Annotated in this window: 11 protein-coding genes and 2 pseudogenes; 4 read left to right on the forward strand and 9 right to left on the reverse strand. The window is 37.7% G+C overall.

Going from position 1 to position 16,293, the window contains the following annotated elements:
- Positions 1-75 precede the first annotated feature (75 nt).
- On the forward strand, positions 76-960 hold the full coding sequence (locus E4N78_RS13100; protein ID WP_255810976.1) for a DUF4349 domain-containing protein: 885 nt from the start codon (positions 76-78) through the stop codon (positions 958-960).
- On the opposite strand, the gene E4N78_RS13105 is transcribed toward E4N78_RS13100, so the two are convergent.
- The 8 genes from E4N78_RS13105 to E4N78_RS13140 form a co-directional block, all read right to left on the reverse strand.
- Positions 957-1,550: a hypothetical protein gene (locus E4N78_RS13105; RefSeq protein ID WP_255810977.1), complete on the reverse strand. Its 594-nt coding sequence runs from the start codon at positions 1,548-1,550 to the stop codon at positions 957-959. The genes E4N78_RS13100 and E4N78_RS13105 overlap by 4 nt on opposite strands.
- A complete protein-coding gene (locus E4N78_RS13110) occupies positions 1,547-1,885 on the reverse strand; it encodes a hypothetical protein (protein WP_255810978.1) in 339 nt (112 codons plus the stop codon). The genes E4N78_RS13105 and E4N78_RS13110 overlap by 4 nt, the downstream gene beginning before the upstream one ends.
- Positions 1,866-3,836: a FapA family protein gene (locus E4N78_RS13115; protein ID WP_255810979.1), complete on the reverse strand. Its 1,971-nt coding sequence runs from the start codon at positions 3,834-3,836 to the stop codon at positions 1,866-1,868. The genes E4N78_RS13110 and E4N78_RS13115 overlap by 20 nt, the downstream gene beginning before the upstream one ends.
- A gap of 8 nt (positions 3,837-3,844) precedes the next feature.
- Positions 3,845-4,633 carry an RNA polymerase sigma factor WhiG gene (whiG, locus tag E4N78_RS13120; protein ID WP_255810980.1) on the reverse strand — a complete coding sequence of 263 codons (789 nt, stop codon included), beginning with the start codon at positions 4,631-4,633 and terminating at the stop codon, positions 3,845-3,847.
- Positions 4,634-4,663: 30 nt separating this feature from the next.
- On the reverse strand, positions 4,664-5,368 hold the full coding sequence (locus E4N78_RS13125; protein ID WP_255810981.1) for a hypothetical protein: 705 nt from the start codon (positions 5,366-5,368) through the stop codon (positions 4,664-4,666).
- 39 nt (positions 5,369-5,407) lie between these two features.
- Positions 5,408-6,298 (reverse strand): MinD/ParA family protein, encoded by an 891-nt coding sequence (locus E4N78_RS13130; protein WP_255810982.1) that lies wholly within the window; start codon positions 6,296-6,298, stop codon positions 5,408-5,410.
- A gap of 1 nt (position 6,299) precedes the next feature.
- On the reverse strand, positions 6,300-7,625 hold the full coding sequence (gene flhF, locus E4N78_RS13135; protein ID WP_255810983.1) for a flagellar biosynthesis GTPase FlhF: 1,326 nt from the start codon (positions 7,623-7,625) through the stop codon (positions 6,300-6,302).
- 75 nt (positions 7,626-7,700) lie between these two features.
- The gene (locus E4N78_RS13140; protein WP_255810984.1) at positions 7,701-8,756 is read right to left on the reverse strand and encodes a pyridoxal phosphate-dependent aminotransferase; all 1,056 of its coding nucleotides are present in this window, start codon (positions 8,754-8,756) and stop codon (positions 7,701-7,703) included.
- Positions 8,757-9,070: 314 nt separating this feature from the next.
- On the opposite strand from E4N78_RS13140, the pseudogene E4N78_RS13145 reads away from it, so the two are divergent.
- The 3 genes and pseudogenes from E4N78_RS13145 to E4N78_RS13155 form a co-directional block, all read left to right on the forward strand.
- A pseudogene (locus E4N78_RS13145) lies at positions 9,071-9,398 on the forward strand (hypothetical protein); the annotation flags it as partial.
- 154 nt (positions 9,399-9,552) lie between these two features.
- A pseudogene (locus E4N78_RS13150) lies at positions 9,553-11,155 on the forward strand (CTP synthase).
- Positions 11,156-11,229: 74 nt separating this feature from the next.
- Positions 11,230-14,022, forward strand: a complete 2,793-nt coding sequence (locus E4N78_RS13155) for an ankyrin repeat domain-containing protein (protein ID WP_255810985.1) — start codon at positions 11,230-11,232, stop codon at positions 14,020-14,022.
- Between the two features lie 77 nt (positions 14,023-14,099).
- Here the strand turns inward: E4N78_RS13155 and E4N78_RS13160 are convergent, their stop codons facing one another.
- Positions 14,100-16,250: a vWA domain-containing protein gene (locus tag E4N78_RS13160; protein ID WP_255810986.1), complete on the reverse strand. Its 2,151-nt coding sequence runs from the start codon at positions 16,248-16,250 to the stop codon at positions 14,100-14,102.
- Positions 16,251-16,293: the final 43 nt, after the last annotated feature.

The raw sequence follows: 16,293 nt of genomic DNA on the forward strand, positions 1-16,293 counted from the left end.
CGTAAAGCCTTAACAGCTCCCATTGTAAAATAAAATAAATTATGTTAAACTTTTTGCCGATAGGGGATAAATAAGATGAAAAAAAAGGCCTTTATTTTTTTATGTTTAAGTCTGGTACTAAATCTTTTTCTTTCTTGCGGAGGGAAAAAAACCGCTTTTGAAGCCGGCAAAAGTGCCCGATCTGAAAGTTACATGGCCGAATCCAAAAGCTCATCATCCGATTCAGCCTTTAAGGAAGACAAAAAAGAATCTGACGATGTAAATACTGCAAGCTTAGATAACGGCAATATCGAAAGAAAACTTATAAAAACAGGTTTTATAGAATTTGAAACTGATGATATAAAAAAAACAAGGGAAACAATCGAAAACCTTGTAACAAAATATCAAGCCTATATAAGTCAAGAAGATGAACAGCATTTTCATTCTAATATTAGGCAGACAATCAGTATTAGAATACCAAAAGAAAATTTTGATAATCTTTTAAACGAAATTACAGCAGGTATTAAAAAACTTGATAATAAAAACATTACGGTTGAAGATGTTACGGAAGAATTTGTAGACAGCCTTGCCCGGTTAAAGGTAAAAAAAGAAACCGAACAAACTTATTTAAAAATTCTAAGCCAAGCAAAAACGGTAAAAGACATTTTAGAAGTGCAAAACCAAATTCAAGATTTACGCTCCGATATTGAAGCTATTGAAGGCCGTTTACGTTATTTACAAAAATCCGTAAATTACAGCACCTTAAATATTTCAATGTACCAAATTATCAATAGCAGTATAGCAAGGCCGTCTTTCTTTACCAAGGCCCTCAATGCCGTAAAGGAAGGAATAGGTCTTTTTAGCGATATAATTATCGGAATCCTTTATCTTTGGATATTTATACTTATAATTATAGCTGTTGCGGTAATTATCATCAAAAAAAGACGCAATAAAATAAAGGAAAAGCCTTTAGATAATTAGGTATTCATCGAAATTATAAGCTCTATTTCTCCTGTGGGAAGGGGTACTTTTTCAGCTATCAGCTCTATTGAAAGGCCTTTTTTAGCCATTTCAATGATTTGGTCCTTAAAAGAAACCTCCGATACTATACCGGCATTGGGTTTTGATGAGAGGATTTGTTTTGTGTATATCTTAATAGGTTCTTCTTTTTCTACATCCTGAGTATCATTAAGCTTATTATTTTTAGGTGAAATATTTTCATTTTTTGTCATAAGATTTTTATCAAAGGAAGATATAGGCTGAATAGCGGCTGCTTCCGAAAGACTTTGATAAACCCTATCTGCAGCACTCCTTTTTTCTTCTTCCTTGCCGGAAAGTAAAATTCTTTTATCCAATTCGGATATAAGCATATTAACTTCTTTAATCTTGTCTTCCATTATCGTAACGGACTGATCGGTTTGAAATGCAATCTGTGCCACCAATTTTTGTGTTTCATTTTTTATGTTATTTATCGAAGCTCTATCCGAAAATTGATTTTTAAATTTAAAATAAAAAAAGAGTATTAAAAAAATATTTAATATCAATAGAATAATTGCAATAACCGTCATCATCCTGAAATATCCACCCTTTGTCCCAAAGAGGGGTCTTTTATATATTCTTCAATATTCAACTTTTCATCAGTGCCGGAAGATTTTTGATTTTTACCATTTTCTCCTCCCTGATTTTCTTCTTCGGGAGACTTGCCGTCCTTATTGATTCTAAGCTTTTTATTACTATCGGAATCTACAACCTGCACGGAACTTAGCTTTTTTTGTGCATCTATTTTATTTTGCTGCTGTTGCTCTTCTTTTACCATAGAAGCAAGCTGCTGTTCGGCACCCTGTTGTTTGCCGACCTTAGCCATTTGAGCATATAGGGTCTGTAGATCAATTGGTTGAATAGCCACTTGGAACCTTCTTAGCATCCTCTTCGTTTTCTTCTTGATATTTTCCGTAACGCACAATTCCCTTATCAAGATAGAATGTAGTTGCCTTACAATCCATTCTTACATCCTCGGTGGTGTCCCGTATAACTATGCGTACTCCCGGATATACATGGCCGGAAGCGGAAACCCGTCCCTGATTTTTTAGTGTATTTAAATACTCCCTTATTTGGGTAATCTCTTTTTGTACTTCGTGGATATCGGTTTGAAGAGTATATTTATACTCGTTCATCTTGTTATAATTTTCTTCTTTATCTTTTGGAAGTTCTCCGCGCTTGGATTTAAGCTCTTCAAGGCTCATTAAATTAAGCTTTAAATCCTCCAAGCTTTTTTGATCCATTTCCTGTTTTTGAAGCAAGAAGTTTAAGCGCTCCTTGCTTTTCGGGTCAAATCCCACACTTAACATAAGATCGTTTCCGCCTGAAACACTTCCTAAATTCCTTGCCGATATAGATTCGGAAGCACTTAGATTGCCGCTTATTATATCGGCTTTCTTTCCGCGGCATATAATTTTACGGTTAGCCATTACATTCGATTTTATAATACCGTCCGAAACAATTACCATGTCTCCGGCTTCAACAACATCGGTGTTTTGAATAAATTTAGACCAGATAGATTTTCCGGCCCTTATTACACCACCTTCTTTACCCATAATACCCTGACTTACAACTATGTCTCCCTCGGTATCAAGCTCCGCCCTGCCGACCGAGCCCTTAACTTCTATATTTCCCGAAGCCTTTATAACAAAGCCGTCATCTACGTTTCCGTTTACAAAGACCGAACCCAAGAATGTAATATTTCCTGTTCTGATTGAAACATCGCCCTCAACTACATAAATTTCTTGTACTGTAATCTTATTTTTTACTAATAGGACTTGACCGTTTACTTCTGCAACAATAGTAAGACCGTCGGCTGCAAGTTTTGTATTCTTGCCCATAGGCATTGCTATATCTTTTCCGTTCATTGCTTCAAGGTATTTTCCCGTAACGGTTTTTCCTGCCTTTCCTCTTTGAGCGGGAACTTTTTGAGCTACAGGCTGTCCTTCGACAACATTTTGGATTAGATTTAATTCTTTAAAATTGATTTGTCCGGAGCGGGTTTCCTGTAAGCGGACTTGAGTATTATCAACCTCAAAATTATAAATAATCTTTGCATCGGCACCGTTTTGAGGGGTTATGCCTTCTGCCACCAGATAGTCTTCACGATAAACGGGAGAGTCTTGGAATTGTTTAACCCTCTCTTCATTTATTCCGACTATTATCCTGTTATTCTTCAAAAAGGCGATAATCGTATCTGCCGAAAGGTCAACGCCTCCTGCTGTCGGCGGAGTTACATAGAGGTAAGCCTTCATTTCGTCATCGCTTATATTGACAACCATTGCAGCGTCATTGCCCGGGATCCGTTTATAAGGTGCAACTCTCACATATTCACCGCTTTTTTCATCGACTATGGGAGCAAGAACATCATCATCCGGAATTGGGAGAGCCCTATCCTTAAATTTATCGCGAGCTTCTTTTATAGTAAAAGAGCGGCCTGAACCCGATGGGGCTGTTATTTTTAGATATACACCGTCAGCCGCACAGAATACATAGCCCATTCCGTCTTTATCAATAACAACTCCGTCCTCCGCAATATCTTCAGACTCAACACTTGTTTCTTCAATATCTTTAAATTTCTTTGTTTTTACCGTCTCGTAAGCTCTTATTTTCCATTCTTTAGGGACTATTGCAAAAAAACCGGAAGCACCCTTTTGCAATATCTCGTAATCTATTGACGAAACAGGCATACCTAATTGAATTGCAGCATTTGCAAGAGCTTCATCTAGGGTTTCTCCGCTTATATCAACAAAAAAACGGCCTGAATCCAATTCATGCATTTCAGACATTTTTTCCTGTATTTGACTAAGCCTAATCATAATTCCCCCTATTTTATACCCTTGGTTACATTTGAAAGTTTTACCTTTAATTTTACATTTGCACTGGTATGTATTTGAGATACACGGGATTCCGTTACATGTAGAACCTCACCTATTTCCCTAAGAGTCATATCTTCATAATAATACATAATCAGCACCTTTTGCTCTCTTTCAGGCAGCTCCTTGATAGCATCAATTATAACCCTCTTTACATCCTCACGCTCTACAATTACATCAGGGTTTAAAGAAGGAGGAGCCTCAATTATATCTCCCACAGAAAACTCTTCCGCATCATCATTGGAAAATCTCAAATCGGTCAAAGAAACGACACTGGTTGCAGATATTTTTAATAAAAGAGAATTATACTCTTCAATATCCAGCCCCATCGCAGCAGCTATTTCTTCATTGGAAGCGGACCGTCCTAAACGGGCTTCCAGATCTGCAATCGTCTCTTCTATTTCACGGCTTTTTTGACGCACGGATCTAGGTACCCAATCTATAGATCTAAGCTCATCGAAGATTGCGCCCCTAATTCTATTTACGGCATAAGTATTAAATTTTACATTTTTATTAAGATCATATTTTTCGATAGCATCTAAAAGCCCTAAAACTCCATAACCGACTAAATCATCAAATTCTACATTGGTAGGCATTCCTATTCCTACCTTTCCGGCAACATATTTTACCAATGGAGCATACTTCAAAATAAAATATTCTCTAATTTTAGGGTCTGAGTTTTTTTTGTATTTTTCCCAAAGTTCCTCTTCAGGTATATTTTCATAATCCGTATTTGTCATTTCCCACACCTTTTATATTTATTAAATAATTTAGGAATCCCTTTTAAGCACAGTACGAATAGCGCTGACCATGGTATTCGTATCCATTCCGGAACCGGCTATGTCGGTTGAAACATCAAAAGCACCGGTTCCCCTTTCAGTAAAGTCCATCTGATCATTATCTTGATTAAGTTCATCCTCCGGTATAAATGCTTGAAGATCAGGAAGTTCTTCCAATTCTTTTACAGGTTCTTTTCCTTCTTTTTTTGTATTTACCGCTTTTGTATTCACATCCGGAAAATCTTCATCGATAGGAACATCATCTTTATCGCTTAAGCCGGATTGAGTACCCGGTTCATCATCTATAATTTCTGATTGCTCTAAATCAAAATCTTTATCTTCTTCTGCTCCGGAAGTTTCTTGAAGCATATCATACTTAGAAATCGGTTCCCCTTCATTAAGCCTTTCTTCATCATCACTGTACGAAACCTCTATAGGCTCATCTATGCTTATATTTAGATTTTTACCGCTTTTTTGTTTTTCGGTTTCTTGAACAACAAGAGGTTGAAACAAGTCGGGAACAAAATGTTCTAAAAGAATCTGAGCTCCCAAAACAAAGCCCCCGCTTATTAACGATATGATAAAAGAACGGATAAGTATAGATGAAAAGCGGACTCCGCTTATCAAACCCAATATAAAAGAAAGAGCCAGCGCTGCAACAGCACATATAATGGGAATTTTAAATTTTAGCTTCAATCGCTGAACCTCCTATCTTTAAATTTAACAAAAGCCCTACTAGTCCCATTTCCGTCCAAAAAGTTTTTGTAGAAAACCGGAAAAGCCTGAATATTCATTATAATCCGTTTTTTCAAGTTTTGCAACTATGTGCCGCAGACAACCGGAAGCTTTACTTTTAGGAGAATATATAAAAAAAGGTTTTTGCCTCAAAACAGCTTGTTCAACGCTTATATCATTGTATATAAAGCCCAGATATTCAACTTTTAAGTTTAAAAACTGTGCTGCAATTTGAATTAAGCGTTCAGCTATTTTTTTTCCTTCAAGAGCTGAATTTACCCGATTGACTACCATTTTTAGGTTTAGATCGTAGTTATCCACCTCTGTAGCAATTATTTTTATAATTCCATAGGCATCGGTTATTGCTGTCGGCTCTGATGTAGTTACAATGACAACCTCATCTGCAGCAGCAACAAAACCCAATACATTCTTTGAAACTCCTGCGCTTGTGTCTATTATTATTATATCTGCCTCAGCAAGAGTGTATAATTCTTTTATAAAGTCGGACCTTTCGGCTTCCTCCATGTTTGCAATTTTTGAAAATCCTGAGGCTCCTGCAATAAGCTTTATCCCATATTCAGTATCTATTATGATGTCAGACATACGCTTTTGCTTTTTTATTACATGGTAAAGATTATATTTAGGAATTATATTCATCATAACATTCACATTTGCAAGCCCGAGGTCGGCATCAATTACAATGACTTTTTTCCCCATTTTTGCATAAGCAATGCCCATATTTGTGGAAATATTTGTTTTACCTACCCCTCCCTTTCCGCTGGTTACGGCAATAATCCTTGTTTTCCTTTTGGGAGGGAGGTCTGATAAGTCCTTATTACCGTTATTTTTATTTTTCATCAATGTTTTTAAGTCTTCTGCTTGATCCGTCATCTTAACTCCATATTATAGAAATTTCATCATTGAAATTTGAATTGATATAATCCAACGAAAACCCTGTAAGTTTCCTCAAAAAAGCTATTTTTGAGGCTCTGAAAAAATCACGCGGAACCGTCTGCCCCTCTGTTATATACATTACAGGAATTTTAAATTCATCCAAGACACTTATAATACTGCCCACATGCATCGTTTCATCAAGCTTTGTTATTATAAGGCTCGAAAAATCAAAAACCGAATATTGCTTTATAATCGCGCATATATCGGCAGGCTTTGTTACGGCACTTACAACAAGATGAGTTTCAACCTGTCCCGGTTCTATCTTTTCAAAATACTTTCTCATTTCAAGAATCTTTTCTTGGTCGGTTGGACTTCGCCCCGTCGTGTCTATACATATAATATCGGCAGAATCCTTATATAGGTCGAGATATTTATGAAAATCAAGGGGATCGTTTGCAATAAGAAGAGGAATTCCCATATGCTCACAATATTTTTTTATTTGAAACGCGGCTCCAATCCTATATTGGTCAAGAGTTATCACTCTTACATCAAGAGGACGCTCCTCAAGCTTTGAAACAGCCAAAACATAATATGCGGCAAGTTTAGCCAATGTTGTTGTTTTACCTATGCCTGTAGGGCCTACCAGAGCAAGGATTTTATGCTCTTTGCCTAAATCTTCTTTTTTTACCGTAATGGATGAAGCAATCCATTCTAAAACTCTTTTTTGTACAAGATCAAAATCATTTAATTCGGCTAAACTCAAATTTGCCGCTATTTTGCCTTTTATGGAGCGGATATATTTAGCGGTAAAATCATTTTCTTCCAAAATAGCTGCAATTTTTAGGATATTTTCATGTTCTTGTGAAGATTCCGTCTTTTGTTTTATCTGTTCAGCAAGGCGCTCAACGGTATCTGCCAGTTTTTTAAGCTCGGTAGATTCAATATTGCTTTTTGAAGGGGAAGATGTTTGATTTTCAAATTTTTCTATATAAGGCGTCATCTTTTCAGCCATTTCTTCAGACTGGGAGGCAGCCAGTTTTATTATCTTTAGGCGCTCTTCTTCAATATTTATAGGCGAATAGCTTTTTACTGATTTGGGTTTTGACTGAGCAGGTTTTTCTTCATTATCACCGGAGAATTTTGGAATAAAGGACTCATTTTGGATATTAAAACTTACCCTTATTGTCTCCTTGTTAAGAAAACTAAAGAAGCCTTCATTTCTTTTTACCTCGCGGCGGGTAATCATTATATTCGGCCCGTACTTTTCTTGAATTTTTTGAATACACTTTTCATATGTTGAAGCTTCTTCGACAAATGTTTCCATACAATTTTTAACACCACCCGAAGCCATTATAAAACATTTTTATAAATTTTACAATACAGACACAAGATGTTTATTTTAAGACATTTTAGAGCTAAGAGCCTTAACAAATTTACAATTATCCTTATGAGAGCGGACGGCAATCCTGATATGATTGTCTCCGAGGGTTTTAAAACTGCTGCAAGTTCTGATTAAAATTCCTCTTTTTTCCAAAAACTTTAAAGCATCTTCATCTTTTGCATTTAAAACTTTAAGAAGAATAAAATTGCAATGACTTTTATAGGTTTGGAACTTTATCTCCCCGCTTGTTCCGTATTTTTCGATATTTTCAAGCAAAAAAGCTCTTTCTTTTTGAATATAGGCCTTGCTTTTTTCTATAAAATCCTCATCAAAAAAGATTACAGGAGCGGCAGCTTCTGCAAAGGCGTTTATGTGCCATGCCATCTCGATTTTAGAAAGAGCGGCAGCCGTATCGGTTGAGGTACAGGCATAGCCTAGACGTATCCCCGGAAGGCCGAAAAATTTGGTTGCAGCCCTTATTATACAGATATTTTTATAGCCGTCTTTTTTAAAAAGAGCTATGCTGTCATAATCAGGCGGACAAAACTCGTAAAAAGCCTCATCTAAAAGCAAAAAAGCAGCTGTTTTTTGTACAAGAGAATAAATTTGTAAAAGAGCCGTTTTTTCTATTCTTAAGCCTGTGGGATTATTCGGATTCCCCAATATGAGAAGATCGCCCGCCCTCAGTTTTTTTTCAAGACCGGCAATATCGGGCAAAAAATCAGAAACATAAGGAAGCTCTAAAACCGGTTTATTATGAGCAAGAGCCCTTAATCCGTATTCCGAAAAACAAGGCGTGCATAAAACAACTCTCTTAAACATTGAACAAAAATTATCGATTATTTCTACAGCCCCGTTCCCCAAAACAATATTTTCAGGCCTGCATTTTAAATATTGAGCAGTTATCTTTTTTAGCGAGCGGTAACGGATATCGGGATAAACCAAGAGATTATTAAAAGATGCACTTAAGGCCTTTTTTAAGCTCTTAGGTGCCGTCAGAGGATTTATATTACTGCTAAAATCAATTAAAACTTCGTCCTTTTTTTTATAGGACAAAACCCCGCCGTGTTCCAAACTTTACCGCCTATTAAATTATCTTTAAGGATTATAACAGATTTTTAAGAGAATGGCAAATAACTTGAACTGCATTGATTACAAAAATCTTTTTCTAACTTACTATTTTTTTCAAATAAATCCTATAAATATAATGGGGAGGGGGAATAGCAAATTAATAGGAGGGAGAAAAAAATGGTAAAAAGATTTGAAGATTTAACAATGCGGGATTCCAAAGGACTGCAAGTCCTTTGGCAGCGCGAGGAAAAGAGATGGGGTTAAAGGGGAAGGGAAAAACCACCGCTCTGAACGGGGGGTTGTCCCTTCCTCTTTTAGAGGTTATAATAAATGCAGAGGCCTTTAAAGACACTGAAAACAAAGAATTAAAGGAATTTTTAGAATACCTTAAAACAGGTAAAACAAAGAGTGAATTTACAAGGAGGATAGAAGAAATGATACAAACAGTAAAACAAAATGAGCAAGCAAGACAAGAATATAGATTGATGTCTACTTTTGAGATGGACGCTAGATATAAAGGTTTTTCTGAAGGCCTAAAGCAAAAATCAATAGAAACAGCTAAACTTATGAAGCTAAAAAAACTTTGATATATCTTTAATTAAAGAAATAACCGGTCTTCCCGAGTCCGAAATTGAAAAGCTGTAACCTAGATAGACTCACAAATTTTACCTGCTAAATTGCAGTTCGTATAATTAAATTCTAACCGCCCACTTGCGGATAAGTCAAAAATAAGCTATACTAAAGCACGGTTGGAAGCCTAAAAACGGCTCAGCCGTTTTTTTTTGGTCGGGGGAAAATTATGAAATCTAAGTTTATCTTTATAACAGGCGGAGTTGTTTCATCTTTAGGCAAGGGCCTAACGGCAGCTTCTATAGGAATGCTTTTAAAAAGCCGCGGATATTCCGTAGTCAATCAAAAATTCGATCCGTACTTAAACGTAGATCCGGGTACAATGAACCCCTACCAGCACGGTGAAGTCTTTGTTACGGAAGACGGGGGGCGAAACCGACCTAGACCTTGGCCACTACGAAAGATTTACCGATGTTCCCCTGCATAAATTTAACAGTACCTCGGCCGGAAAAGTCTATCTAGCCATCTTGGACAGAGAAAGAGCCGGAGGCTATAACGGCGGCACCGTCCAAGTTGTTCCCCATGTTACCGACGAGATCCAGTCCCGAATTCTAGGAACGGCCGAACAAACAGGAGCCGACTTTGTTATTTCCGAAATAGGCGGCACCGTGGGAGATATAGAAGCCCTCCCCTTTATCGAAGCCATCCGCCAAATCCGCTACACTGTCGGAAAAGAAAACTGCATGTTCGTTCACTTAGGCCTTTTACCCTATCTAAAAGAATGCGGTGAAATCAAAACGAAACCGATGCAGCACAGCGTAAAAGAGCTTTTAAGTTTCGGTATCCAGCCGGACATTCTAATTTGCCGAAGCGAAAAACGCCTCTCAAAATCGACTCGAGAAAAACTAAGCCTTTTTTCTAACATTCCTCAAGATGCAATAATCGAAAACTTAACTGCAAAATCTATTTACGAAGTTCCTCTTATGCTGGAAGAAGCAGGCCTTGGAAAGGTTTTGTGTAAGCTTTTCAATATTGAAAATAAAGAGCCTAATCTGGAAGAATGGAAAAAAATGGTGCAAACCTACTATAAGCCTGAAAAAGAAATAACCATCGCTCTTGTAGGAAAATATGTAGAGCTTCCCGATGCCTATCTCAGCGTTGCCGAAGCTCTAACGGCAGCCGGTATTTATCATAAAACCTCAATCAAACTTCTTTGGATTGACTCCAAAAAAATAGAAACTAAGGAAGATGCTGCTGCCTTTTTAAAGGATGCAGACGGAATTATAGTGCCGGGAGGTTTCGGTGACAGGGGCATCAACGGAATGCTTTTAACGGCTCAATTTGCCCGCGAAAATAAAATTCCGTATTTCGGAATCTGCTTAGGTATGCAGATAGCGGCCATCGAATATGCCTTAAACGCCCTGCACATCGAAGAAGCCAATTCTTCCGAATTCGATAAAAATGCTAAAAATCCCGTCATAGACCTAATGCCCGATCAAAAAGACGTAAAAATCGGCGGTACCCTCCGCCTAGGCCTATACCGATGTATGATAGCCGAAGGCTCCCTTGCAGAAAAAGCCTATAAATCCCACGAAATCCAAGAAAGACACCGCCACAGATACGAGTTCAACAACCTGTACAGGGAAAAATTCGATAATTCGGATATGATTTTTTCAGGGCTTAATCCTGAACGCAATTTAGTGGAAATCGTTGAGCTAAAAAGCCACCCTTGGTTTGTCGCCGTTCAATTCCATCCCGAATTTGCCTCAAGGCCCAACAAGCCCCATCCTCTGTTTAGGGATTTTATCAAGGCTGCAATTCAGAATAAGTAAAATTTTCCTCTTTTAAACCCGCTCTAAAGGGAATTTGATTAAAGCCGATATTAAATCGGGGAGGCTATAAGCTTATGCAAAATATTATTCTCACAACAAAAAAACTATTTATACTTGCAATTTTTATTGCAGCAATTTTTACATCATGTAAAACGGCTCCTGTAAAAGAAGAAACGCTGATAGATCTTATAAACGCAGGAAAATACGAAGAATTAAAAGACAGGTTTAACCATAGTGCAGTAAATATGAAAGATGAAGAAGGTAACAGTCTTCTACATATTGCCGTTCTTAAAAATAATCCCATTATTGTGCGTTTTTTAATCAGTATGGAAGCAGACATTGAAGCAAAAGATGCACTTGAAAGGACTCCTCTTTTAGCCGGATTACAAAATGAATGTTATGATGCGGTCAAAGTTCTTATCGAATACAATGCAAACATATTCTCCGATGACAGCGAAGGAGAAAATGCTTTTAACTATACCTGCAAAAACAATATTACAAATTTAATTTTAACGGCGCAGACTATCAAACAAAAAGATGTAAATAAAAACACAGCCTTACATCTGGCTGTAAAGGCCCTCGATACAGCCCTTGTAGAACAAATATTGGAAATAGAAAGGCCTGAAACAAAATACAACGCAGAAGGTCTAAGCCCCCTAGGAATAGCATATAAAAGCCATGATTCGGAAGAAGCCGTTGAAATAGCCGATAAACTCCTTCTTGCCGGCATACAGCCCATGGGTAAAGAGTTTGCGGAATTTGAAACCGCTGTTATAGCTAGAAATTATTCCATGAGGTTCAGTGACGGAGAAACCCTATTACATATATTTGCCCGTAAAGGATACACCGGTTTTCTAAAATTTTTAATTAAAAACGGAGTCCCCATAGATGTAAAAGATATTTCAAGCTCAACCGCAATGCAGGAAGCCGTTTATAACGGAAATATAGAAGCGGCTATCCTCCTTTTAAAATCGGGGGCGGATCCAAATACCCGCAATTCTTCAGGAAACACAGCTCTTCATCTGGTAATACCTGAGGCATCCCGCTCAAAACTTTTTAGTGAACTTATAGCAGCAGGAGCGAATCCAGGCATTAAAGACAACTATGGTGAAACACCTCTTCATATCGCTGCCAGACTGGGCATGAGTGAGGATATTTTTGAACAGCTGATAAAGGCGGGAGCAGACATAAATGAAAGAAATAAAAAAGGCCAGACTCCCCTCATCTTGGCCATTGAAAGAAACCAGACCCAACAAGTAGATTTTTTAATAAAAAATGGAGCCGATATTCACGCAGAGGATAAATCCGGTGATTCGGCTTTTGTCCGTGCACTAGGCATGGGCTTACCGATGATAGAGCATGTAGTCAGCGAAAAAAACAGTATGGAGAGGGATTCAAACGGATCTACACCTCTTCATTTAGCTATAAGCCATAATGCATCCGGCGACATTATTTACTACCTTGTAGAAAAAAAAGCCTTAATCAATACCAGAGATAAAATGGGTAACACACCTCTCCATATTGCAGCCGAAAAAAATTACCGTGAAGCAGGAGAAATATTACTTGCAAATAATGCGGATATATTTTATTCAAACCTAAATGGAGAAAGCCCATTAAAATTTGCCATGACACTAAGAGAAGGCAGAGAAGACTGGATGATAAATTCCAATACACTGATTGCCAAGGACGGAGCAGGGAATAGCCCGCTTCACCTCGCAGCTGAATGGCAAATCATCCCAATGATGCTTTATCTAATTGAAAAAGGAGCAGACCTGGATGCAAGGAATGCAAATAACGAAACACCTATTTTTAATGCAATAAAGGCGGATAGTCCCGATGCCCTAACAATATTACTCACAAAAGATAAGCTTAAAAAAGCCGATATAGATGCAAGAGATTTTTTAGGCAATACCGTACTTCACTCAGCGGTCAGATGGTCAGCCTATAAATCTGCCGACTTTCTCTTAACTCAAACCGCTCCTGAATATACAAAGCTTTTAAATGCAAAAAATCTTGCAGGTAAAACAGTATTACATGAAGCTGCAAAGCAAGGAAACATAAACTTTATCAATATTTTCTTAAAAGCTAATGTTGACATTAATGCAGCCGATGAAACAGGGCGGGCACCCTTATCGGAAGCAGTTCTTACAAACAAGACCGAGGCTATCGCATTATTACTGAACAATGGTGCATCTCCCGTTCAGCAAGATATGTATGGAAGAACAGCCCTGCATGAAGCTGTAGAAATCTCAAAAGAAAGTATAAGCCTTATAAGGAAGGCCGGAGGAAATCCTCTGGCTAAGGATGTATATGGGAAAACCCCATTTGTGTTAGCCCTAAATAAAGGCCTTGAAATAATAAACCTCGTTCTAGGAAATGATAAATTTTTAACGGATACGGATGGAGATACTCCATTACATATAGCGGTAAAAGAAAATGTAAGCTCAGACATCTTACAAAAAATTATCAAAAAAGAATACCCAATAGATAAACGGAACAAAAACGGTGAAACGGCTATTTTGCTTGCAGCACAAAAAAATCAAAAAGAAAATGTAAGAACTCTTTTAGCTGCAGGAGCAGATCCCTTTGTCATAAACAACCAGGGCCTATCCGCCATAGCCGAAATTTTTACAACCCACACAGAGCTTGTTCCCATAGCCGCAGAATTCGTATTAAAAAAGACCGATACCCTCGGCGACGGACTCCTTCATTATGCAGCTAAATTTGCAGACTTAAAAACGGTAAAAGATTTACTGGCTATTCCTGAGATAGATATTTATGCAAAGAACACCGCAGGAGAAACGGCTTATCAGGTAGCCCAACGCTGGAAAAGGCCCGAAATTGCAGAATTGCTAAAAACGGAATAAAAACATCTTTAAAAAAACACTAAAATAAAAAGCCCGTAATCTATAAAGATTATGGGCTTTTCTTATAAACTCAAACCTTACTCGTACTTAATCGATGTTAAAATATTATTTAATTTTTCGGTAGGATTCTCATACTCCCTAAATGTAAAGTAAACATGATAGCCCTTATCCGAAACAATGGTAACGGTTTTACCGATACAATTATTTACAATATTTGATTTTTCATACGGAAAATACTTAGGTTTAAGAATAGCCAAATGATAATCTTGCCCGTCATATCTAACTTGAGCCAAACGTGCAGGGAAAGGAACTAAAAATATTAAGAAGTTATCGGTTTTGCCGCCGCCCAAAGTCAAGCTGGTTCCGGGTTTCATAATATGAATATTGCGCCTTCCTATGTTTCTATTTTGGTTTAAAACATAGATTTCAGTCATACCGGATTTATTACGTTTTATTTCAATTGTTTCAAAGAAGTTGGCGGGAGACATATACGTACCCCTAGGTTCCTTAGCTGCAAATGAGGCGGCTAAAACACGCTTACGTAAAACTTCATCATCTTGCCTTTGGGAAGCGACTCTGTCCAAATTATCGGCAGAGTACATAGAAGTTCCGGTTCCGGCAAATTTTCCATTTTCAGAATAATCGGTAGAATTATTATTATAAGAAGAAGAAGTAGTAGTAAAAGAACCTAAGCGGGCTGCATGATCATCATCCTCTGAAAGCTTGTGAGGATATCTCTTATCTTCTTCATCATAATTAATCTGAGAAGCAGATCCGGTATAGCCTATATTATCTTTGGAAGAGCCTGAACCTCTTCTCCTTATAAAGAATATAATTAGGAATATTATTAGAAGCAATAAAAGAATTCCAAGGAGAATTAACCAGACGCCGTTCGATTCTTTTAGCTTTTGGAAAGTTGTCGGGAATACAGCCAAGGATGTTTCGACAACTTGGGGTAATACTCTTTTTCCTTCTGCAAATTCTAAGCGCATAATCAGATTATAATTACCCTCTTTATAGGCAGACGGCAAAAGAGCAGAAGCACCTATCAAAGTCTTATCATTTGATTTTATCTTTGTGTTTTGTGAATTGACCGGTATGGTATCAGTACTTAATCCATTATCAATAACTATATGAGTTAAATGAAGTTCAATATCTTCTTCGGAATTATTAATTACTTCAAATGAAAAATCAAGCTTGTTTCCGCGGGCTTCAAGCCCCCCTTCAGGAAAATTTACCAATGGCAAGTTTTCTGCATTGTCCGTAATGGTAAATCCTTCATTTTTATCTTTGGAAAGCTCGCTTCCTGCAGCACCTGAAGCATCTTTAAAGGCTTTTGAAACATCGGTAAGAGTCCCCTGAGAACTTCCTGAACCGGAAGAAGAACCTGAACTGCCGGATGTACCGCTCTGGCCGGCTCCTTGAGAACCTGCACTACCTGATGTACTGCTCTGACCGATTCCTTGAGAAGCTGAGCTGCCTGATGAGCCGCCCTGAGCACTTCCTTGAGAAGCTGAACCGGTCTGGCTTCCGCTTGTCGAACTTGAACCGGTACTTCCTTTATCGGTACCGGAAGAACCTGATATACCGCCGGCTTGACTGGAACTTCCCGATACCGATGTTCCGGCCTGTCCGTTTCCTGCATTATAAAATTCTTCTCCATCCAAATTACGGATTACCGCATCGGCAGGATAAGGAAGTTTAACATAATAAACTTTCCATCCTTTTTTTCGGATGCTCCCTGCAAGAAGACCTATTTCATTCTTTATTTGATCATCGGTATAATTTTTATATTGACTTGATGCCGGAGGATTAAAAATTCCGTCAGAAATAATTATAAGTATCCGTTCTTCTTTTTCGGGTAAATTTGAAACATATTGTCTTGCATATTGAAGACCTGTTAAAAAATCAGAGTTTTTGCCCAGCTGATAAAGAAGTAAAAATCTTGAAACGACTCGAGACATATCGGCTTCGCTGTTTATTTTTTGAGACATCTCATAGCGGGCATCTGCATTAAATGACAAAACATGTACCGTATCGCCCTTTCTTACGAATTTATTATTAATTTCAGCTAACACTCTGTTATTGATATCTTCATAGTAGGGCAAGATCGTACCTGATGTATCCATCAGTATTACAATTTCGGCATTTTTTTGAGCGGTACTTTGTGCAAAGGCAGGTATAATGAGCACAAACAAAAGTAAGCACAATAAAATTCGTTTAAACATTTTCATCCTCCTTAAGAATGCAGTTAAGGGGCTTGCAAGCTTA

The sequence above is a fragment of the Treponema denticola genome (assembly GCF_024400535.1).
Lineage (GTDB): Bacteria > Spirochaetota > Spirochaetia > Treponematales > Treponemataceae > Treponema_B > Treponema_B denticola_C.